The following is a 21,451-nucleotide window of genomic DNA, read 5'->3' on the forward strand; positions in this document are numbered from 1 at the left end:
CTTTATTCCTTGTCCTTGTGGAGTTCCACAAAGGAAAGGGAAATATAAAGTTTGTTTGGGGGGGGGGATAAATTCTGCATTTTATAGTTAGAAATGCCCTCTACACCTACAAATCCACAATATGAACCTTGCCCTTGAATACTTTTACTATCATAGATTTTGCATTACAAAAAATAAAAAAATGTGGAATCTAAATGGAGGCAAATATAAAAACCAATCCAAAAAAGGATTGGCTAGTTGGGTTTAAACATTTAATTTTATACTAAATGTTCTTCGCGGACGGGGGGGATATCCGCAATGAAGAAACATTACACTAAAAAGTGCGATTGCAATTCTACTCATAAATTATAAAATTAAAATAAAAATTTGCAAATTTTGATAAAAATAAAGCTAAAAATATAATGTGGGAAGCCTAAAAGCAATAAGTGGTGGCTCGAGGCGGAATCGAACCACCGACACGGAGATTTTCAGTCTCCTGCTCTACCGACTGAGCTATCGAGCCATTTAAAGCGAAATTATAATTCTATCTTAAAATTTTTAATAATAACTTAAATTTTAAATCCAACATAGAATCTGCTGATATAATTTATCACGAAATTATAATAAAATTATCCTAATTTTTTCATCAAATAGGCTTGCACACCTTTTGTATTACAAAATGCACGCACATTTTCATAACCATAGAAAAACGCAAGCTTAAAAAATTCCTCAATTACATATTCATTTGCCTTTTCTACCAAAATCATTCCTCCGCTCCCCAATCTTTTGTGTAAAGATAAAAAATCTTTTTTACAGCGGAGATTCCAAGCCGTTTCGTCTTCTACAAAAGCCGTCATTAATTGTTCTTTACTGATATTGTGAAACCACATTTTTAATAGGTTTTTACTAAAATATTCGCGCACATTGAAGCGATATGGGGCATAATGCGCTAATTTTACTTTTGTTCCTTTTAGAATCTCATCTAGCTCTTTTTCATCGTGCAAAAATTCTGGAGCAGATTTGTGCAAAAGCAAAAGCCTCATAGGATCCACTTCACTAAAAATAATTTTATATTTTTTTAGGATAAAGTCTTTTATGTCAATGTATTCAAGCTCTTCTAGCTCTCCCTTGCTTGTTTTTGGCATTTTAAGTGCTTCTGCGCTTAAGCATTTAATCCATAGATTAATCGCATCTTTTGGCTCACCATCTAAAAATAAACGAATCGCCATTGCTTCATTATAGGTTCTAGGGTGAAGAAATTTTTTCACTCCACAATCTGGAAAATCGCCTACTACCTTAATTTCACTCAAGCGGCTTTTGATTCCAGCTAAACTTGGATAAAAAAAGTCGGCTTCAAAATTAATTCTTACCAACGGATTGTTATCATAAATTAAACATTGACGCTCATTAATTGCTATTTCAAATACAAAGTTATCTGCACTCATATAAGGCAGAATCACTTTATCTCCGGGCTTGGTATAAGATGAAATGATTTTTTCGCTTAAACCCAAAAAATCCCAATCAGAAATCTTGACCAATTCTTTTAGTTTTTGTGATGGCACATCATAACCTTCTTAGAATAAATTTTTATTAAGATTTTAGCATATTTCTATGTTTTTTATTTATTTTTTAACTCTCTCATCGCATAATTCGCGCTTCATTTCCTAGAAATTTAAAGGAATCGTATGCAAATATTCACTACCACGCAAGATTTGCGCACCTTTATTTGTCAATTCAAATCTCAAAATCCTCAAAAAACAATCGGCTTGGTTCCGACAATGGGGGCTTTACACAAAGGACATTTATCCCTAATAGAAGCAAGTCTTGCCACCTGTGATTGCACGATTGTTTCTATTTTTGTCAATCCAACACAATTTGGAGAAAATGAGGATTTCAATCAATATCCTCGCAAAAAAGACGCTGATTTGCATATTTGCGCTAAAGCAGGTGTAGAGATTGTCTTTATGCCAGAAATCGCTCAAATGTATCCGCTAGATTCCACCTTGCAAACCACCTTTAACGCCCCAGCGGCAATGGCAAATGTGCTAGAGGGCAAAACACGACAAGGGCACTTTAATGGCGTGCTGCAAGTTGTTTTAAAGCTTTTCAATCTTGTGCGTCCCAACAAGGCGTTTTTTGGGCGCAAGGACGCGCAACAATTACTCATCATTCAAAAAATGGTGCAGGATTTATTTTTACCTTTAGAGATTGTGCCCTGTCCTATTGTTCGCAACGAAGAGGGACTGGCATTAAGCTCACGCAACGCTTATTTGAGCGCAAGTGGAATTACACAGGCTTTGCGAATTTCAGCCTCTTTAAACGCGATAACCAAAGCAATTATGCGCGGCATTAAGGATTCTTGTGAGTTAAAAAGAATCGCTTTAGAGGTGTTAGAGGGATTAGAGGTAGAATATCTTGTAATTGTCAATCACGAACTACAAGAGATAGAGCAAATCCAAAAAGATTCTACTTTGATTCTCATTGTAGTGCGAATTGAAGGGGTTCGCTTGTTGGATAATTTATGGTTTTGATTTTTTGATTTTGCCTTATTTAAGATTCTGCTCTTTAAGGCACAAATCGGTAAAATAATGCCATTTATTCTTTAAAGTCTTTAGGTTATGTTTTCAAAGCTTAGATTTATCCTATCACACCACGACCAACATTACATTTATGGAATGCTGTTACTCTCTTTGCTGGTGTCTTTAATTGAACTTATTGGAATCTCTGCAATCGCTCCTTTCATTGCTGTGGCAAGCGATTTTAGCTTGATTGAAAGCAAAACTTATTTTGCCTTTGTTTATCATTTTTTGCATTTTGATTCTCCTTATACATTTGTTTTGTGTTTTGGCGTTGTTTTATTGGTATTTTATGTATTTCGTAGTTTGATTAATCTCCTCTATCAACACCTCTTAGCGCGCTTTACCTTTGGACGCTATCATTTGATTGTGGAGAGATTGTTTAGGAATTATTTGGGCATTAATTATGAGGATTTCATCACCAAAAACACAAGCCATTTAACAAAAACTATTACAACAGAAGCGCATAATTTTACGATTTTGCTTGCCGCTTTTTTGTTTATGACTTCCGAAGTTTTTGTTGTGCTTTTAATTTATGGCACTTTATTGTTTGTGGATTTCAAAATTACACTTGGCTTGACCCTTATCTTAGTGGTTTTGGGATTCCTTTTGGCGCGGCTGATTGCATTAAAAATCAAAAAACAGGGGCGAGAAAAGGAATCGCACCAAAAAACCTTTTTTGAAACACTTAGCTCAAGCTTTGGGAATTATAAAATCATCAAACTTCAAAGCGATTCTGCCTCCATTTGGCAAAATTTTTCAAGCTCTTTAGAGGGATATTCATCGGCAAATATCAAAAATCAAACTTTTTTTCATATTCCGCGCTTGAGTTTGGAAGCACTTGGCTTTTGTATGATGATTCTTGTCGTATTATATTTGTTGATTCAAAACCCCAACAATGTAACAAGTTATTTACCCTTATTGTCTATGTATGTGTTAGCACTTTATCGCCTTTTGCCCTCTATCAATCGTATTTTGGATTCTTACAATAAGATTCTTTTTAATTTTCGCTCTTTAGAAATCATCTATCAAGACTTAAAAATGCAAACCCAAGATTTAGGGGAAGAGGAAGTTCAATTTGCACGAGAAATTAGACTAGAAAAACTTTCTTTTGGCTATCAACAAAAACGCGTGTTGCAAGAAATTAATCTTAGGATTCACAAGGGAGAAAAAGTCGCATTTATCGGGGAATCTGGAAGCGGAAAAAGCACTTTAGTGGATTGCATCATTGGCTTGCTTTGCCCTCAAAATGGTGAAATTTGGATAGATGATGTTAAACTAGAGAAAACAAACCTAAAAAGTTGGCGCAAAAAGATAGGATATATTCCACAAAATGTTTATTTGTTTGCTGGAAGTGTTGCAGATAATGTGGCTTTTGGGAGAGAATTAGACGAAGAAAAAATTATCGCCTGCCTCAAAAGCGCAAAGATTTATGAGTTTTTGCAAACCAAAGAGGGTTTAGAAACGCAAGTAGGAGATGGTGGAATCGCATTAAGCGGGGGACAAAAACAACGCATCGCGATTGCACGCGCACTCTATGGGAATCCCGAAATACTTGTGCTAGATGAAGCCACAAGCGCGCTAGACACAGAAGTGGAAGCAAAAATTATGGAAGAAATTTACAAGATTGCAAAGGATAAAACTTTGCTTATCATCGCACACCGCTTAAGCACGATTGAGCATTGCGATTCTATCTATCGTCTACAAAATGGCACTTTGAAGCTAGCGTAAGCTTTGGATTGCGCTTAATGCGGCAAGTGGAAATTCTAGGATTCCATTAAGTCCCAACCTCATTTATATATTTGAATCTATATAGCGAAAAGTTATATAATTTTCAGCCAATTAAGATAAGGAGAAAAAATGAGGAGAGTGGTTTTTTTGTTTTTTATGGTGGCTTCGTTGTTGCATTGTAAGGAGTTTTATAGCGAAGAAGTGTTATCCATCTATCTTGGCAAGGACGATACAAAGGCAGCGGGCAGATTGTTGCCCACGAATCCCTTTGAGATTCTGCAAACAGAAGGGAATCGGTCAAAGATTCGTATCCGTGGCTATGTCAATCCACAATCCCCATCAGTGATTTATTTTAATGACTTTCAGCGCATTATCGTAGCGGCTTTTTCTAAGGATACTCCATTGAAATTTTCCAAAAAAGTTGCTAGCAAGGGAGGCAAATGGGGCTTCGTCAATCTTGAAGCTTGGGTGGAAAAAGGAAAGTTTGCAAGCGAAAACCAAACGATGATGTTAAGAGCAAAGGAGCTGTTTAGCCAAAATTGTGGAATCTGCCACGCATTGCATAAAGAAAATGAGTTTAACGTCAATCAGTGGGCAGCGACTTTTCGCGGAATGGTGAGCAGAACAGGGATTGACAAAAAAGACCATTGGCTTGTAATAGAATATTTGCAAAAAAACGCAAAAGATTTTAAAGGAGGAATAAAATGAGTTTAGGTAGGAGAAAGTTTTTAAAAATTGGCGCGGCTCTTGGGGCATTGCCATTGATTCCAAATATCAGCTTCACAAAAGAAATGCAAGACAAAGCCGCAAAAAGTGGTTTAGTGCAAAATGGCAAAGTGCTCACTGCGGCACATTGGGGCGTATTAAATCTCACAATCAAAAATGGCAAAATCATTAAAAGCGAGCCTTATGACAAGCTAACCAAAACAGACAATCCGCTATGGTATCATACTGCGGATATGGTGTATAAATCACGCGTCAAATATCCTTATGTGCGCAAAAGCTACCTAGAGAATCCCGATAATCCTAAGCCAGAGCTTAGAGGCAAGGACGAGTTTGTGCGTGTGAGTTATGAAGAGGCAATCAAACTCATTGCAAAGGAGCTTAAAAAAACAAGAGAAAAGAAAGGCACGCAAGCTATCTTTGGCGGAAGTTATGGGTGGAAATCAAGCGGAAATATGCAAAACTGCCGAATCTTGTTGCATAGATTTTTGAATATTACTGGCGGATTTGTGGGCGTGAGCGGGGATTATTCCACAGGTGCTTCGCAGGTGATTATGCCTTATGTTGTGGGTTCTTTGGAAGTTTATGAGCAACAAACTTCTTGGGAAAATCTCTTAAAATATTCTAAAGTCATCGTGATTTGGGGTGCAGACCCTCTTAATACACTAAGAATCTCTTGGACTGCAAACGAACAAAAGGGAATAGAATATTTTGAAAAACTGCAAAAAAGTAAGATTAAGGTCATTTGCATTGACCCTGTCAAAACAGAAACTGCGAAGTTCTTAAAAGCAGAATGGATTGCTCCTAAACCAAATACCGATGTAGCAATGATGTTGGGAATGGCTAGTCATCTGATTGCGAAAAATAAAGTAAATTATGAGTTTTTAGAAAACTACACGACCGGATTTGAGCAATTTAAAGAATATTTAGAAGGCAAAAGTGATAATGTAGTCAAAAATACTCAATGGGCAAGTGAAATTTGTGGAATCCCTGCCAATGTAATTGCAAGCCTAGCGGAGCAATTCTACGATAATCCAACAATGATAATGAGCGGTTGGGGAATGCAAAGGGCGCATCACGGGGAACAGCCACACTGGATGCTTGTTACTCTTTGTTCTATGATAGGACAAATCGGCACAAAAGGCGGGGGATTCGGTCTTAGCTATCATTATAGTGGCGGCGGAGTGCCTACTTGCAAAGGTGGCGTGATTGGGGGAATGAGTGCCGGAGCTGTTGGAATCTGGAAAAATGGTAAATTTGTCGGTATGCCAAAAGCCGGAGCAGCGCAAGGAGGTGCAGAATGGCTACAAAATGCCGCGAGCTATTCTTTCCCGCTTGCTAGAATTGCGGACGCACTTTTGAATCCGGGCAAAACAATAGACCACAACGGCGCAAAAATCACTTATCCAAAGATTGATTTTATTTATTGGGCTGGAGGGAATCCTCTCGTGCATCATCAAGATACAAATACCAATGTCAAAGCGTGGCGCAAACCTCGCACAATCGTTGTAAATGAAATCTATTGGACGCCAACGGCAAAAATGGCAGACATCGTAATGCCCGCAACAAGCTCTTATGAAAGAGACGACTTGACGATGGCAGGGGATTATTCTAATATGCAAATCGTGCCGATGAAACAAGCAGTAGAGCCTATCGGGGAAAGTCGTGATGATTATGTGATTTTCTCTGATTTGTGCAAGGAATATGGCGAGAAAGTGTATAATGCCTACACCGAGAATGGCAAAAGCGCGAAAGACTTTATCAAAGAATATTACGAAAGTGCCTTGCGACAAACACAATCTTATGGCAGTGAGTTTGCTACGCCAATGCCAAACTTTGATGAATTTTGGGAGAAAAACAAGCCTATTACCTTTGCTTCTACATTAGAGAGTGAAGATTATGTGCGATTCGCAGACTTTTTAGAAGATCCTATTTTGAATGCGCTTGGCACAGAATCAGGCAAAATTGAAATATACTCTAACACGATTGCAAAATATAAATACGAGGATTGTAAAGCACACCCAATGTGGTTTGAGCCAATAGAATGGTTAGGCAATGCAAACAAAAGTGCGCCTTTTCACTTACTTAGCAATCACCCTGCAGATAGGTTGCACTCGCAAATGTGCCACACAGCCTTGCGCGAAAGCTATGCGGTAAAAGGTAGAGAGCCGATTTTGATAAACACAAAAGACGCAAAGAATCTAGGTATTAAAAATGGCGATGTAGTGCGTGTTTTTAACAAACGAGGAGAAGTTTTAGCTGGCGCAGTAGTAAGCAATGACATCTTAGAAGGTGTCGTGAGGCTATGTGAGGGAGGGTGGTATGACCCAAATGACAAGGGATTGTGCAAATATGGCAATGCAAATGTTCTAACTATGGACATTCCAACTTCAAAACTAGCAAATGGTAATATTGCGCATACAAGCTTGGTAAATCTTGAAAAATACACAGGAGAATTGCCTGAAGTAAGCGCATTTAGTGAGCCAAAAATCAAAGCTTAATTTAGAATCTCCCACAATGCCAAGCCGATATTTGCTTGTCATTGTGGTTTAAAATTCTTTCGCACGCTGCGTTGATTGGCTTACTTTTTTAGATTCCTTGCTTTAACTCTCGTGATTTCTTAACAAAATTAAAATATGCTTTTGGTAAAATTAAAATTCGGAAAAAAGTGTAAAATAGCAAAGGTAAATGTTGTGCTTTGGTGTTTTTAGCCGATATTGCAAATAAAAAGGAGATTGGGTAATGGAAAATTTCAAAGAATTTAGCATCAAAGACTTACCACAAGAATTTAGCGAAAAACTCCTTAGCGAGATTCCAGATAACCCAAATTTTCCAAAAGTTAGCGTGATTTTGACGACTTACAATCGTGAATATTTTTTTACAGAATCCATTGAAAGCATTTTAGACCAAGATTACCCTAACTTAGAAATTATCGTGAGTGATGATGGTTCGGAGGACAATACCTTTAGCATTGCAAGCGAATACGCAAGAGATAATCCAAATATCAAAGTTGTGCGCAATGCAAGAACACGTGGAAGCGCAGGGAATCGCAACAATGGATTGGATTATGCGAGCGGCGAACTTTTGTTACTTTTAGATGATGATGATTTGTTGTTTAAAGAAGCTATTTCGCAAATGGTAGAAGCCTATTTGCGCTTTGATAAACAATATGGCATTATCATTGCCAATTGCACAAGGAGTGATGATGGATTTCTCTCGGGGCAAGGGCTAGATGAATCACGCGAAATTAGCTTTCAAGAAGTGCTTGCGGGGAGTTTAGACGGGGAGTTTGTAACTTTATTTGAGCGCAAACTGCTTGGACAGAGGAGATTTAATGAAAATTTGCAAAGAGGTAATATGGGGCTTTTGTGGCTTAAACTGCACAAGCAAAGACCCTGTTATTATATCCATAAGCCTCTGAAGTTTTACAGAATCCACGCAGAATCGCTCACGCAAAGCTTGAAATATAAGCCTTTGGAAATGGTAAAAAACTATGAGCAAGATATTTTGCTTTTTTATAAAGAACGTTTGAAATATTGTCCCGCGCACTTGGCGAAACTCTGTGCGACAGCGGCATTACTTTACAGACAAGGAGGGAATCGCAAAAAGGCATTTAAAAAGATTCTACAAAGTCTAGCAATCTATCCAAACTGGCTTGCATTGCAGGTTTTTGCTTGTCTTTTTTTGCCTGTTTCTTTCTTGCCAAAACTAAAAATTCGTCAGAGAGTAGAGAAATAATCAATGAAAAAAATTAAAATCTTACTAGCAATTAGGTCTTTAAATTTCGGTGGAGCAGAAAGACAATGGGTTCTTCTTGCACAAGAACTCGCGAAACATTCGGAAGTAGATTTGCGCCTTTGCACGCTTTATAGTGGCGGACGCTTAGAATACGAGATTACAAAAATCCCTCATATTTGTTTGCACAAAAAAGGGCGCAAGGACATTGGATTTTTGTTGCGTTATCGCAAAGTCCTCAAAGATTTCCGACCTGATTGTATTTATGCCTTTATGCCCGAAATGAATATTTTTAGCCTTATTTGTGGTGCATTTTTGGGCGCAAAAGTAGTTTTTGGATTCCGTTCAAGTGCAATAGATTTAAACAATCTCACCCTTGCTTCTAAGCTGTATTTTTATACGCAGAAATTCTTAAGTCGTTTTGCCGACGCGATTCTTTGCAATTCCTATGACGCACTTAGCTTTTATCAAAAAAAGGGCTACTATATGAAAAAGGCATTGGTAGTTTATAATGGAGTGGATACGAGGCGATTTCACCCTAGAGAGAGTATAAGATTCAAAAAAGAACTTGGAATCCAAGAGGACGCATTTGTTTTTGGAATCGTCGCACGAATGGATAAAGTCAAAGATTATCCGCTTTTTGCACGCATTGCAAAGGAAATGATAGAATATTCCAAAGCACAACAAGGCGTAGAGGTTACTTTCATCACGCTTGGAAAATGCGAAGAAAGAATCTTAAAAGATTGCCTAAAGATTCTAGGGGACGCACAACGCAATGTATTGTTTTTGGGGGCAAAAAATGATGTGGAAGCCTATTATCCGCTTTTTGATTGTATCCTTTCTACTTCTTATACAGAAAGTTTTTCAAATTCTATTGCAGAGGGAATGGCGTGTGGTTGTGTGCCAATCGTCAGTGATGTGGGTGAGAGCAAAGTTATCGCGGATTTTGGGCAAGATTCCTATACATTTCTTTTTCCTTCAAAAGATGATAAAAGTGCATTAGAATGCCTAAAATCCCTCTATGCCTTGCAGCATTCAGACAAGTTAGAATCCCTTAAAGCACAATCGCGCGCGCAAATTGTAGAAAAATTTAGCGTAGATTCTATGGTTGGCACAACTTTAAAGATTCTAACTTCTCTTGCGCAATCTGTTAGTGTAGAAATTTTAAAAGTAGAATTGCACAACAACAATGAGACGAAATCTCCAAAGGATTAAGTTACTACGATGAAACTTGTGGTTTTGCTTTATTCTTTGGGAGCAGGAGGAGCGGAGCGCATTACCTCACTTTTATTGGAGAATCTGGCAAAGGAATATGCTATTACGCTCGTTTTGCTAGAGGACATTCAGCATTATCCACTCAATGTGCAAAAAATCATTTTAGGGCAGAATCGCACCACAGAAAGCGGGCTTAAAAAACTCCTTAAACTTCCTTTGCTTGCGTTAAAATATTATCAGGTGATGAAAGATTGTGAGATTTCACTTTCTTTGATGACGCGCCCAAACTATATTAATATTCTGGCGGGAATGTTGTGTAAATTAACACGCAAAAGCCCTAAAATCTTGATTTGCGAGCGAAGCTATCCAAGCAGACAATATGGTTATTCCAATCTCGCTTCTACGATAAATCGCAAGCTGATTGCATTGCTTTACAACAAAGCAGACAAAATCAGTGCAAATTCTCCGCAGAATCTCGCGGACTTAGTAGAAAATTTTGGAATCACGCGAGACAAAATCACCTTACTTTTAAACTTCTTTGATTTAAATAAAATCAATGCACAAAGTCGCGAGGATTCTGCATTAAAGGAACAAATTTTGGCAAGCAAGGCGCGCGGAAAATTCGCTTTTGTCAGTATTGGACGCCTAGATGGCGGCAAAAATCATCGCTTGCTTATAGAGTGTATGCAAGATTTTAAAGACAAGGCGGATTTGTTTATTCTAGGCGAAGGAGAGAAAAGAGGCGAGTTAGAGGCGCAGATTCTAAACTTGGGTTTAGAATCTTGTGTGCATTTGCTTGGACGCACTCCAAATCCTTACGCACCTTTGAGTGTTGCGGACTGCTTCGTCTTTGCCTCCAATCACGAGGGCTTTCCTAATGTGCTTGTAGAATCCCTCGCACTTGGGATTCCACTTCTTACGACGAATTGTGCGCCCAAAGAGATTTTAGAGCCACTAGGCGAGTTTATAGATAGCCAAAAACATTGTGAAGTCTGCAAGGGAGGCATTCTTGTCCCTCTTAATGACAAAGAGGCTTTTAGCGAGGCTATGCGCTTTATTTATGCGCAACCCCATTTTTTCTCTTTAGAGATTCTCCAGTCTCAAGCGCGTAAATTTGCCATAGAATCACAACTACCGCGTTATAAGCAATGGGTTTTTGAATAAGGAAACACAATGGAATCCTATGGATACGCTACCGAGCTAGAATATGTAGATGACTTTATTCCTGCGCTTAATCCTCTATGGATAGATTTTTCTTTGACTTTAGCGGGGGTGGAATGTCCAAAACCGCAAGGAAAATTCCGCTATCTTGAGCTAGGATTTGGGTTGGGAAACAGCTTTACACTTCACGCAAGTTGCAGTGAGGGAGAGTTTATGGGGAATGATTTTATTCCTGCACATTGCCAACACGCGCAAGAATTTATTACCGCTTCACAAAGTTGCGCGCAAGTATATGAAGAGGACTTTTTGGAGTTTTACAAGCGATTATTGCAAGAGAATCGTAAGTTTGATTATATTATTTTACACGGCGTTTGGAGCTGGGTGTCGCGAGAAAATCAAGAGGTTATTTTAAAAATTATTAACTATTGTTTAGATTGGGGGGGGGTCGTTTATGTAAGTTACAATGTTTTTCCGGGTTGGGAGGGGAAATATTCCTTGCGACACTTGCTAAAAATCTATGAAAGCAATGCAAGTGGCAATCAAAAAGAAAGAATCCAACAAACGATTTCTTGGGCAAAAGATTTTTTTGCTTCCTCCTCGCTTTATGCACAGCAAAATCCTCGCATACAAGAGATTTATCAAGAATTGCAAACAAGAGAAATCAATTATTTATGCCACGAGTTTTTTAACAAAGATTGGCATTGCTTGTTTTTTAGCCAAATGGCAGAATCTATGCGCCAAATATCGTGTGAATTTAGCACAAGCGCGAAGCTAATGTGGCATTTTGACCCGCAAACCTTTAGCACACAGCAACAAGCATTATTGGCAAAGGCTGGGGATTCTATCTTACAAGAACAACTTAAAGATTATTGGATTAACGAATCCTTTAGAATGGATTGCTTTGTGCGAGGCAAAAGGAATCTGACGCAGCAGGAGCGCACAAAGCGACTTTTGCAAACTCCTTTTGTGCTGTTAAAATCTCCCTTTGGATTCCAAAATCCTCCTGAAGCACCACTAGAATTTCAAGCCCTCTGTCAAAAAATTTTAGATTTTTTTGCCAAAGATTCTTACCAACCAAAAACTCTGCAAAGTCTTGTGCAAAACTTTGGACTTGAAATGGAGTTTTTGTTGCCTATTGTTTGTGCGATGATGACGCAAGGATTCTTACACCCCGCACAAGCATACTCATACAGAATCTCAACACAAGCAAAATCCCATAATCAAGTGCTTTTCTCGCAAAAGCCTAAAAATGTGGGGCTTTTTCTCGCCTCTGCAAGCATTGGTGGGGGAATTTTTTTAGACGCGATAACTTGGAATTGCCTAAAAGGTTATATTCAAGGAAACTGCAACAAAGAATCGCTAGCAGAATTTGTAAGGTGCGAGATTCCAAATTTACCCAAAGAATCTTTGGAAAATTTGGTGGAACGATTCTTAAGAGAGATTCTGCTTTATCAAGTGTTGGGAATTTTGGATTAAAGAGAAATGGATATGAGTTTATGGAGGAATGAATGTTAAATGTTATTTTTGATATGGATGGGACATTGCTAGATAGTGAAAATGCGATTTATGAAGCCATTAATGCAATTAGGGCGGATAGGAATCTCCCTGCACTTCCGCAAGAAACGATGCAGCGTGCAATTCATACGCCAAATCTTAATTGCGCAGAAATCTTTTATGGTATTGAGAATTTTCCACATAAAAGCTACAAAGTTGGCTTTGAATCTTATTTTAGCAAGTATTACGAGCAAGGCGCAGTTTTGTTTGAGGGGGTGCACGAAATGCTGCAAGCTTGCAAAAAAAGAAATTACTTTCTAGCCCTTGCTTCCAATGCTCCACAACAAGGGTTAAAGCCGATTTTACAAAGGCATAAAATAAATCAGTATTTTGATTCTATCCTCGGCACAAACGATACAATAGAATCCAAACCCAATCCGATGATGATTTATCTTATTTTGCGAAATGCTCCCTTTGCCAAGTCCGTATTTGTTGGGAATTGCCTCAAAGACGAGGGAGCAGCAAAAAATGCAAAGATTCCTTATCTGCAAGCCAAATGGGGAGCAAATGCGCTAAAAGATAATGAATTTGCTAGTGCAGAAGAATTGCTAGAGAAATTGAAAGAATACGAGGATTGAAGCTTTTATCTTTTTTATGCTTTCCCCCTTGACAGACACCAAGTGTAATGCTTTATAATTACAGAATCTCTTTATAATCAAGGATTGAAGTTGCACGCACTTATCTACAAACTCTTTAGCCTTAAAGACGGAGAATTTAAGATTCTAGCTCTTTCTTGTGGGTTTATCTTTATGCTCTTTAGCTCCTATGCGATTCTGCGCCCTATGCGCGATGCTTTAGGGCTAGAGGGAGGACAGAAGGAGCTAAAATGGCTCTTTTTGGCGACTTTTATCGCTTGTATCCTTGCGTCCTTGCTCCTAATGTGGCTTAGCACTAAAATCAAGCGGCGATTCTACGCCGATTGCGTCTTTATCTTTTTTGCGCTCAATCTGCTGATTTTTTATGCGTTAATGCAAGTTTTTACACCCCATACTCCTGAATTTATTTGGCTTTCTCGCATATTTTATGTGTGGATTAGCGTCTTTAATCTCTTTGCTTTCTCCTCTGCGTGGAGCTTGCTTGCTGATGTATTTAGCAAGGAGGCAAGCACGAGACTTTTTGGCATTATCTCCGCAGGAGCAAGTCTTGGGAGTATTGCAGGGGCAGCTAGCACAAGAATTTTAGTGGCAAATTTTGGTGTGGCAAATCTCGTATTTCTCTCCATCACTTTGCTTGTTGTGGGTATTGTGCTAAAGAACCTCATTTTACGCGAGTTAAAACACTTTGAAAATACGGAATCGTTGGAGAGATTCAATCAAGTGATTGGCTCAAAGAATCCTTTTATCGGCTTCAAGCTCATCATCGCTTCCAAATATCTGCTTGCACTCTGTGCCTTTATCCTTTTGCTCACAAGCGTTTCTACCTTTTTGTATATGGAACAAGCAAGAATCGTGCGTGAGATTTTCCCCACGCGTGAGGCAAGAATCGCAGCATTTGCAAACATTGACCTTATCGTGCAAATTTCAGCCCTATTTATCCAAATCTTTTTAACCGCAAAAATCGCGAAGTTTTTAGGCATTACTTACCTTTTAAGCACACTTGGCTTTGTCATTGCGCTAGGATTCATCGTCCTTAGCTTCACGCACCCCGCGTTTTTGCCTTTGGCAATCTTGATGAGTATCCGCCGCGTAGGCGAATACGCGCTTGTAAAGCCCGGACGCGAAATGCTCTTTGTGCCACTGGACGCGGATTCTAAATACAAAGTCAAAAACTTCCTTGACGCGGTTGTGTATCGTGGAGGAGATGCTCTCTCGGCTCAAGCAGAAAGTCTGCTTGCAAGCGTAGGAATTGTGTGCGTGCTTTTGTGCGGTGCTGCGATTTCTTTTGTTTGGGGCATATTGGGCGTATTTTTGGGAAAAAATTATGAAAAAAATACCAATCAGGATTCTTTGCAATAAATTCACATTTGCCTCACGCTTTTATGCTAGAATGTTGCGATTAAAAGTAAAGAATTATTATGGAATCCTAAGGAAAATTGATGTTTTCAAAGTTTTTTATCAACCGCCCCGCATTCTCCGCAGTAATTTCTATTATCATCGTCATTGCTGGGCTTTTATGTCTTTTTAATCTCCCCATAGAACAATACCCCAAGCTTGTCCCAACACAAGTTGTTGTGAGTGCAAACTATCCTGGAGCGAGCGCAGAAACGATTTCTACTAATGTAGCAAGTATTTTAGAAAATAGTATTAATGGCGTGGAGGATATGATTTATATTCAAACTTCCGCTACCTCAAGCGGCACAATGAACCTTAGCGTTTTTTTTAATAATAGTGCTAACCCCGATATGGCAGTCGTAAATGTCAATAATCGTGTGCAAGCGGTTCTTAGCCAGCTCCCTAGTGAGGTGCAGAGACTTGGCGTAACCGTGCGCAAACGTTCCACTGCTGTGATTGGAATGTATCATATTTATTCGGATAATCCCAACCATTCACAGCTTGATATAGCAAATTACGCACTCTTAAATGTTGTAGATGAACTCAAACGCATTAATGGAATCGGGGATGTGGATTTATGGGGACGCTCGGATTATGCAATGCGTATATGGCTACTGCCTGATAAATTAAATTTTTTTAATCTTGCGCCTTTGGAAGTGATTGATAAAATTCAAGAGCAAAACTCTCAATTTGCTCCGGGCAAGCTAGGGGTAGAGCCTATCAAAAAGAGTGAATTTGCTTACACTATCGTAACAAAAGGATTATTTTCTAACACAGAAGAATTTGAAAATATTATTCTTAAAGCAAATTCTGATGGTTCTGTGCTACGACTAAAAGATGTCGCAAGGGTGGAGCTTGGAGCACAAGAATACTTAACTTCCTATTTTTACAATTCTACTCCCTCCGTTCCGATTCGTATTACATTACAACCGGGTGCGAATATTCTTGATGTGGCAAACAATGTTCAAAAAACAATGGAACGATTATCGCAAAAATTTCCCGAAGGAATTAAGTATTCTAATCCCTTTCGCCCCACAGAATTTATCGTGCAATCTATGAAAGAAGTTGTAAAAACCTTTTTTGAAGCCATTGTTCTTGTTGTCTTTATTATTTATCTTTTTTTGGGAAATTGGCGCGCAACAATTATTCCTTGCATTGCGATTCCAGTATCGCTGATTGGCACTTTTATCGGATTATATCTTTTTGGCTTTACGATTAATCTCCTTACGCTTTTTGGGTTAATTCTTGCGATTGGAATCGTGGTAGATGATGCAATTATTGTTATAGAAAATGTAGAACGCATTATGCACCAAGAGCATTTAAATGCCAAGGAAGCCACGATTCAATCTATGCAAGAAATTACTACTCCCGTCATTGCAATTGTCTTGGTTTTAAGCGCAGTCTTTATCCCTGTTGCTTTTATGGGAGGATTTAGCGGGGAAATCTACCGACAATTTGCAATCACCATTGTAATTTCTGTCGTAATTTCAGGTTGTGTTGCCCTAACCCTCACACCAAGTCTCTGCGCAATGTATCTTAAGCCAACAAAAACAAAACCTTTTTATTTTATTACCAAATTTGACGAACTTTTTGAGAAGCTTACATTTAAATTTTCTCAACAAGTGGCAAAAGTTCTTAAAAGAGGGCTACTTTTCCTTTGTCTATTAGTTGTAATGCTCTTTGTAACTTATGACCTCTTCCAAAGAACACCGCATTCACTCGTCCCAGCAGAGGATATGGGAATCGTCAATATTCATACGATTCTACCCGATGGAGCGGCACTCTCACGCACGACACAAGTGCAAAAAGACTTGATTGCTACTTTGGAAAAAAATCCTCTTGTAGCCGAAATGACAACTATTGTTGGGTATAGCTTCCTCGCAGGAGGCTTCAAAAGCAGTGATGGCGTAGGATTTTATAGACTCATTGATTGGAATGAGCGCAAAGACAAAAATAAAAGCGATAGAGCCTTTATTGCAAACATTCAAAAAGAAATGCAAAAATATCCAAATGCGCGCTTTATTGCCACGCAAGCACCAACCATTATTGGGCTTGATTCCAGCGGTGTAAATATTTATGTGCAAAGCAAGGAGGGCGGAAGCCTAGAGGACCTCAAAAAATACACCGATTTAATGGTGCAAGAGGCTTTAAAGCGCAAAGAGATTCGCAATGCCTTTACGAGTATTGCCGTTAATACCCCTCAAGTTTCAGTATATTTGGATAGAGAAAAGGCAGCTGCGCTTAATGTCAATATTTATGATATTTTCCGCACAATGCAGGTAACTTTTGGAAGCTACTATATTAACAATTTTGAGCTTTTTAATCGCACATTCCGCGTTATTGCGCAATCTGAACAAGATTATCGGCAATCTCCAGAAGATTTAAGCAGTGTTTTTGTCAAATCTAGGGATGGCAATTTTATCCCTTTAAGCACGCTTTTAAGCTTCCAATACACAACAGGTGCAGAAATCGTCAATCGCTTTAATCTTTTTCCTGCGGCTCAATTAATCGGTTATTCCAATGAGGGCTACTCTAGCGGGGATACAATAGCGGCGATAGAGGAAATTGCCGCAGAGATTCTACCACAAGGCTACGATATTGCTTATGCTGGTTCGACCTATCAAGAAAAAGCAAGTCAATCTAGTGGCGCAACCGCTTTTATTTTTGGGCTTGTTTTTGTGTTTTTGATTCTTGTTGCACAATATGAACGTTGGTTAATGCCCTTATGCGTCCTTAGTGCTGTGCCTTTCGCGCTTTTTGGAGCGATTCTTGCAACCTTTTTGCGAGGATTAGAAAACGATATTTACTTTCAAGTTGGATTGCTCGTTCTCATTGCGCTTGCGGCAAAAAATGCGATTTTAATTGTGGAATTTGCTATGCAACTTAGAGAACACGAGGGTAAAAGCATTGTAGAAGCTGCTATTGGCGCGGCAAGATTGCGATTCCGTCCAATTGTTATGACCTCACTTGCTTTTAGTATGGGGGTTTTACCTTTGGCGGTAAGCAGTGGAGCGGGAGCATTAAGCCGACATTCTATTGCTACAGGTGTGCTTGGTGGAATGCTTGCCGCAACCTTTTTGGCGGTGTTTTTTATCCCATTATTCTATATGTATCTTGCAACTTTTAGCGAATGGATACAGAAAAAATATAAAAGTAATTAATAAAATTAATATTTTAATCAATATTATTTATTATTTTAATTTTAACTATATGATTTTTTTATGATTTTTGCGTGCGGTGAGATTTTACTCAAACCGCACAAACAGGAGTTTTGCTGTGATTACTTACGAGTTTTGCCTGAAATAATGAATCGTAGGGCATTAAGTTTGATGAATCCCTCTGCATCGCTTTGATTATAGACAGAATCCTCTTCAAAAGTGCTATATGCTGCATTAAAAAGTGAATTTTTGGATTCTCTCCCTAGCACAATCACATTGCCTTTATAAAGCTCCAATCGCACGATACCCTCAACTTTTTGCTGTGTTTTATCAATTAAAGCCTGCAAAGCCTCGCGCTCTGGACTAAACCAATAACCATTATAAATTAAGCTAGCATATTTTGGCATTATTTCATCTTTTAAGTGCGTCTCTTCTCTATCAAGGCAAAGCGATTCTATTGCACGATGAGCTTTGAGATAAATTGTTCCTCCCGGAGTTTCATAACAACCGCGTGATTTCATTCCCACATAACGATTTTCTACCAAATCCAAACGCCCGATTCCATGACGACAACCTAATTCATTCAATTTAGCCCAAAAATTTGCTGGGCTTAACTTTTCTCCATTGATTGCGATTCCATCACCATTTTTAAACTCAATGCTAATCACTTCTGATTCATTGGGTGCGTCTTTAGGAGAAACGCTCCAACGCCACATATCTTCTTCGGGAGCAACATTTGGATTTTCTAAAATCTGTCCCTCATAACTAATGTGAAGCAAATTTGCGTCCATAGAATAAGGGGATTTATTTGCCTTTTTTTCAATTTGAATCCCTGAGGATTCTGCGTATTCTAACAATTTTTCACGACTATTTAAATCCCATTCTCTCCAAGGAGCAATGACTTTAATATCCGGATTTAGAGCATATGCACCGATTTCAAAACGCACTTGGTCATTACCTTTGCCTGTTGCTCCGTGTGAGATTGCGTCTGCACCAACTTGTTTTGCAATCTCTACCAAATGTTTTGCAATCAAAGGACGTGCAATGCTTGTTCCTAGCAAATATTCACCCTCATAAATAGAATTTGCGCGAAACATTGGGAAAACAAAATCTCGGATAAACTCTTCGCGCAAATCTTTAATAAAAATATTTTCGGGCTTGATTCCTAGTTTTTGTGCCTTAGCTCGTGCAGGTTCTACCTCCTCACCTTGTCCAATATCCGCCGTAAAAGTTACAACCTCACAATGATAATTATCTCCGAGCCATTTTAGAATCACACTTGTATCCAAACCGCCACTATAAGCAAGCACGACTTTTTTGATATTTTTCTTACTCATTCTTACTCCTTAAAAATTTTGTGATATTATAGCAACAATTTAATATTCTTTTGGCTACAATTTTGTAAATTTTAAGGATAAAATATGCGTATAGATAAGTTTCTGAATGCAGTGAATATCACAAAAAAACGCTCCACTGCACAAGATATGCTCACAAGTGGTGTTGTCAAAATTGATGGAGCTATCATAAAAGCAAGTCGTAATATAAAAATAGGCGATGTTATTGAAATAGACTATTTGGAAAAGCCGCGATTCTATCAAGTTCTTCAAATCCCGGAACAAAAAACGATTAAAAAAAACGAATCGCATTTATACTACAAAGAAATGCAGAGATAAGATAATGATTTATTGTGCGGGTAAAATGGAGGCTTTTTCTTTTGCTAAAAGCATTGGTGTAGGGTTAATAGAATCCGCAATCAATTTGACGCGCTCTATTTTATATGATAGACCGGAGGAAATTATTTTTATTGGCACTTGTGGTGCTTATATGGATTCCATTCCTTTACTTGAAGTGTTTGAAACACAAAGTGCTGCAAATATAGAATTATCTTTTTTACAAAAACAATGTTACACGCCTTTAAATAATTTTTTGACAAATGTTTCATGTGAAACAACACCAAAAGATTCTAATAATATTTTGTCACAAAATTTAAAAATCGTTAATTCCAGTAATTATATTACGACGGATTCCGCACTTGCTAAACACTTTGTGAAGCTTGGAATTTTTTATGAGAATATGGAATTTTTTAGTATTTTACAAGTTGCAAAGGCATTTGAACTTCCCGTGCTTGGAATCTTTTGCGTTACAAATCATACGCATTTGGAAGCACAAAAAGAATTTTTTGCCAATCACAAAGCAGCAATGGAAAAGCTAGAATCCTACATCTATTCCAAATCAAAGAATCTTAATCAATGAGCAAAGATAAAATGAAAATATTGACACAGACAAGCAAGCAGAATATCTTTGATTTGACTTTGGAAGAATTAGGTGTCAATTTAGAACAAGCGGGATTCCAAAAATTTCGTGCAAAGCAGATTTATCATTGGCTTTATGTGCATTATGAAACCAACTTTGACGCAATGAATAATCTGCCAAAAGATTTAAAATCCTATTTAAATGAATATTTTACTAGTCAAAATATCAATATAAACAAAAAAGAACAAAGCCGAGACGGAAGTATAAAATACCTATTTGCAACACAAGACAATCTAACTTATGAAGCGGTATTTTTAAAAATGAAAGAAGACAAATTCACTCTTTGTCTTTCTTCACAAATTGGTTGCAAAGTTGGTTGCAGTTTTTGCCTAACTGCGAAAGGAGGCTTTGTGCGAAATTTGACAGCTGGAGAAATTGTTTATCAAGTTGTTGCAATCAAAAAAGACCAAAATTTACCAAATAACAAAGCAATCAATATTGTATATATGGGTATGGGAGAACCACTAGATAATCTAACAAATGTTACGCAATGTATCCATATTTTAAGTGAATTAGACGGCTTAAATATTTCTGTGCGTAGGCAAACAATTTCTACAAGCGGAATCGCTCCCAAAATCAAAAAACTAGGTATGCTTAATCTAGGAGTGCAGCTTGCAATCTCTCTACACGCAGTAAGTGATGAGCTGCGCACACAACTAATGCCTATCAACAAAGCCTATAATATCCAAGCAATTATTGATGAAATAGCAGCTTTTCCGATAAATAGTCGCAAACGCATAATGTTTGAATATCTAATGATAGACGGAATAAACGATGATTTAGAAAGTGCAAAAAAACTTGTTACACTTTTGAACAAAATCAAGGCAAAAGTTAATCTAATCTATTTCAATCCCCACGAAGGCAGTCCCTACCAAAGACCACAACAAGAAAAAGTAGAAGCATTCCGAGAATTTTTACTTAAAAAAGGTTTATTTTGTAGCATTAGAGAATCCAAAGGCTTAGACATTAGTGCTGCGTGCGGACAACTAAGAGAACGCGAAATCAATCAAAAAGGAAAAATATGAGCCTATTAGACATTATAATGATTGTATTTTTGGTTATTGTATTTATCGTAGGAATGGGAGCATTTCTATATTATGCTTACAAAAAATAATCTTATTGTTGATAAAATTTTGATTTAAATCCTCAACGAAACCAATAAAATACTTTCAAAAGTAAAATCAAAAGCAACACTAAAAATAAAGAAAAAGAAAGTACCATTTCTAAATCCTTTATAAGTAATTTTACAATTATAACATTTTCTCTACCACGGATTCTAAATATAAAAATAATTATAATAAAAAAATTTATTAAA

Annotated in this window: 16 protein-coding genes and 1 tRNA gene; 14 read left to right on the forward strand and 3 right to left on the reverse strand. The window is 37.9% G+C overall.

Translation table 11 applies throughout. From position 1 onward, the window contains the following. Positions 1-426: 426 nt before the first annotated feature. Together K2N75_RS04360 and K2N75_RS04365 are read right to left on the reverse strand one after the other, a co-directional pair. Positions 427-502 (reverse strand) — tRNA-Phe (locus K2N75_RS04360). 106 nt (positions 503-608) lie between these two features. Continuing rightward, entirely contained in the window at positions 609-1,541 is a 933-nt protein-coding gene (locus K2N75_RS04365) for a hypothetical protein (protein ID WP_297679724.1), read from the reverse strand. Between the two features lie 123 nt (positions 1,542-1,664). On the opposite strand from K2N75_RS04365, the gene panC reads away from it, so the two are divergent. The 11 genes from panC (at position 1,665) to K2N75_RS04420 (ending at position 17,826) form a co-directional block, all read left to right on the forward strand. Further along, the gene (gene panC, locus K2N75_RS04370; protein ID WP_297679725.1) at positions 1,665-2,510 is read left to right on the forward strand and encodes a pantoate--beta-alanine ligase; all 846 of its coding nucleotides are present in this window, start codon (positions 1,665-1,667) and stop codon (positions 2,508-2,510) included. An 87-nt stretch (positions 2,511-2,597) separates the two neighbouring features. After that, positions 2,598-4,286 carry an ABC transporter ATP-binding protein gene (locus K2N75_RS04375; RefSeq protein ID WP_297679726.1) on the forward strand — a complete coding sequence of 563 codons (1,689 nt, stop codon included), beginning with the start codon at positions 2,598-2,600 and terminating at the stop codon, positions 4,284-4,286. Positions 4,287-4,415: 129 nt separating this feature from the next. Further along, the gene (locus tag K2N75_RS04380; protein ID WP_297679727.1) at positions 4,416-4,994 is read left to right on the forward strand and encodes a cytochrome C; all 579 of its coding nucleotides are present in this window, start codon (positions 4,416-4,418) and stop codon (positions 4,992-4,994) included. Continuing rightward, positions 4,991-7,510 (forward strand): molybdopterin guanine dinucleotide-containing S/N-oxide reductase, encoded by a 2,520-nt coding sequence (locus K2N75_RS04385; RefSeq protein ID WP_297679728.1) that lies wholly within the window; start codon positions 4,991-4,993, stop codon positions 7,508-7,510. The genes K2N75_RS04380 and K2N75_RS04385 overlap by 4 nt, the downstream gene beginning before the upstream one ends. 241 nt (positions 7,511-7,751) lie before the next feature. Next, complete coding sequence (locus tag K2N75_RS04390; protein WP_297679729.1) at positions 7,752-8,747, forward strand: glycosyltransferase family 2 protein; 996 nt, start codon at positions 7,752-7,754, stop codon at positions 8,745-8,747. A gap of 3 nt (positions 8,748-8,750) precedes the next feature. Next, a complete protein-coding gene (locus K2N75_RS04395; RefSeq protein WP_297679730.1) occupies positions 8,751-9,959 on the forward strand; it encodes a glycosyltransferase in 1,209 nt (402 codons plus the stop codon). 9 nt (positions 9,960-9,968) lie between these two features. Next, on the forward strand, positions 9,969-11,123 hold the full coding sequence (locus K2N75_RS04400) for a glycosyltransferase (RefSeq protein ID WP_297679731.1): 1,155 nt from the start codon (positions 9,969-9,971) through the stop codon (positions 11,121-11,123). Positions 11,124-11,132: 9 nt separating this feature from the next. Continuing rightward, positions 11,133-12,596: a class I SAM-dependent methyltransferase gene (locus K2N75_RS04405; protein ID WP_297679732.1), complete on the forward strand. Its 1,464-nt coding sequence runs from the start codon at positions 11,133-11,135 to the stop codon at positions 12,594-12,596. A 32-nt stretch (positions 12,597-12,628) separates the two neighbouring features. Next, complete coding sequence (locus tag K2N75_RS04410) at positions 12,629-13,252, forward strand: HAD family hydrolase (RefSeq protein WP_297679733.1); 624 nt, start codon at positions 12,629-12,631, stop codon at positions 13,250-13,252. Positions 13,253-13,342: 90 nt separating this feature from the next. Further along, positions 13,343-14,629, forward strand: a complete 1,287-nt coding sequence (locus K2N75_RS04415) for an MFS transporter (RefSeq protein ID WP_297679734.1) — start codon at positions 13,343-13,345, stop codon at positions 14,627-14,629. 80 nt (positions 14,630-14,709) lie between these two features. Further along, positions 14,710-17,826 (forward strand): multidrug efflux RND transporter permease subunit, encoded by a 3,117-nt coding sequence (locus K2N75_RS04420; RefSeq protein ID WP_297679735.1) that lies wholly within the window; start codon positions 14,710-14,712, stop codon positions 17,824-17,826. Between the two features lie 119 nt (positions 17,827-17,945). Here the strand turns inward: K2N75_RS04420 and K2N75_RS04425 are convergent, their stop codons facing one another. Beyond that, a complete protein-coding gene (locus tag K2N75_RS04425) occupies positions 17,946-19,160 on the reverse strand; it encodes an argininosuccinate synthase (protein ID WP_297679736.1) in 1,215 nt (404 codons plus the stop codon). A gap of 84 nt (positions 19,161-19,244) precedes the next feature. On the opposite strand from K2N75_RS04425, the gene K2N75_RS04430 reads away from it, so the two are divergent. The 3 genes from K2N75_RS04430 to rlmN are packed head-to-tail and all read left to right on the forward strand — an operon-like array spanning position 19,245 to position 21,161. Next, positions 19,245-19,496, forward strand: coding sequence for an RNA-binding S4 domain-containing protein (locus K2N75_RS04430; protein WP_297679737.1), 252 nt, complete (start codon positions 19,245-19,247; stop codon positions 19,494-19,496). A gap of 4 nt (positions 19,497-19,500) precedes the next feature. Continuing rightward, a complete protein-coding gene (locus tag K2N75_RS04435) occupies positions 19,501-20,076 on the forward strand; it encodes a purine-nucleoside phosphorylase (protein ID WP_297679738.1) in 576 nt (191 codons plus the stop codon). After that, positions 20,073-21,161 carry a 23S rRNA (adenine(2503)-C(2))-methyltransferase RlmN gene (rlmN, locus tag K2N75_RS04440; RefSeq protein WP_297679739.1) on the forward strand — a complete coding sequence of 363 codons (1,089 nt, stop codon included), beginning with the start codon at positions 20,073-20,075 and terminating at the stop codon, positions 21,159-21,161. Before K2N75_RS04435 ends, rlmN begins: the two co-directional genes overlap by 4 nt. The last annotated feature ends 290 nt before the right edge of the window (positions 21,162-21,451 follow it).

The organism is Helicobacter sp., assembly GCF_029067145.1.
Lineage (GTDB): Bacteria > Campylobacterota > Campylobacteria > Campylobacterales > Helicobacteraceae > Helicobacter_D.

Coding starts and splice junctions, on each gene's coding strand:
- panC (WP_297679725.1), top strand. CDS start 1,665: ATGCAAATATTCACTACCACGCAAGATTTGCGCACCTTTATTTGTCAA.
- K2N75_RS04375 (WP_297679726.1), top strand. CDS start 2,598: ATGTTTTCAAAGCTTAGATTTATCCTATCACACCACGACCAACATTAC.
- K2N75_RS04380 (WP_297679727.1), top strand. CDS start 4,416: ATGAGGAGAGTGGTTTTTTTGTTTTTTATGGTGGCTTCGTTGTTGCAT.
- K2N75_RS04385 (WP_297679728.1), top strand. CDS start 4,991: ATGAGTTTAGGTAGGAGAAAGTTTTTAAAAATTGGCGCGGCTCTTGGG.
- K2N75_RS04390 (WP_297679729.1), top strand. CDS start 7,752: ATGGAAAATTTCAAAGAATTTAGCATCAAAGACTTACCACAAGAATTT.
- K2N75_RS04395 (WP_297679730.1), top strand. CDS start 8,751: ATGAAAAAAATTAAAATCTTACTAGCAATTAGGTCTTTAAATTTCGGT.
- K2N75_RS04400 (WP_297679731.1), top strand. CDS start 9,969: ATGAAACTTGTGGTTTTGCTTTATTCTTTGGGAGCAGGAGGAGCGGAG.
- K2N75_RS04405 (WP_297679732.1), top strand. CDS start 11,133: ATGGAATCCTATGGATACGCTACCGAGCTAGAATATGTAGATGACTTT.
- K2N75_RS04410 (WP_297679733.1), top strand. CDS start 12,629: ATGTTAAATGTTATTTTTGATATGGATGGGACATTGCTAGATAGTGAA.
- K2N75_RS04420 (WP_297679735.1), top strand. CDS start 14,710: ATGTTTTCAAAGTTTTTTATCAACCGCCCCGCATTCTCCGCAGTAATT.
- K2N75_RS04425 (WP_297679736.1), bottom strand. CDS start 19,160: ATGAGTAAGAAAAATATCAAAAAAGTCGTGCTTGCTTATAGTGGCGGT.
- K2N75_RS04430 (WP_297679737.1), top strand. CDS start 19,245: ATGCGTATAGATAAGTTTCTGAATGCAGTGAATATCACAAAAAAACGC.
- K2N75_RS04435 (WP_297679738.1), top strand. CDS start 19,501: ATGATTTATTGTGCGGGTAAAATGGAGGCTTTTTCTTTTGCTAAAAGC.
- rlmN (WP_297679739.1), top strand. CDS start 20,073: ATGAGCAAAGATAAAATGAAAATATTGACACAGACAAGCAAGCAGAAT.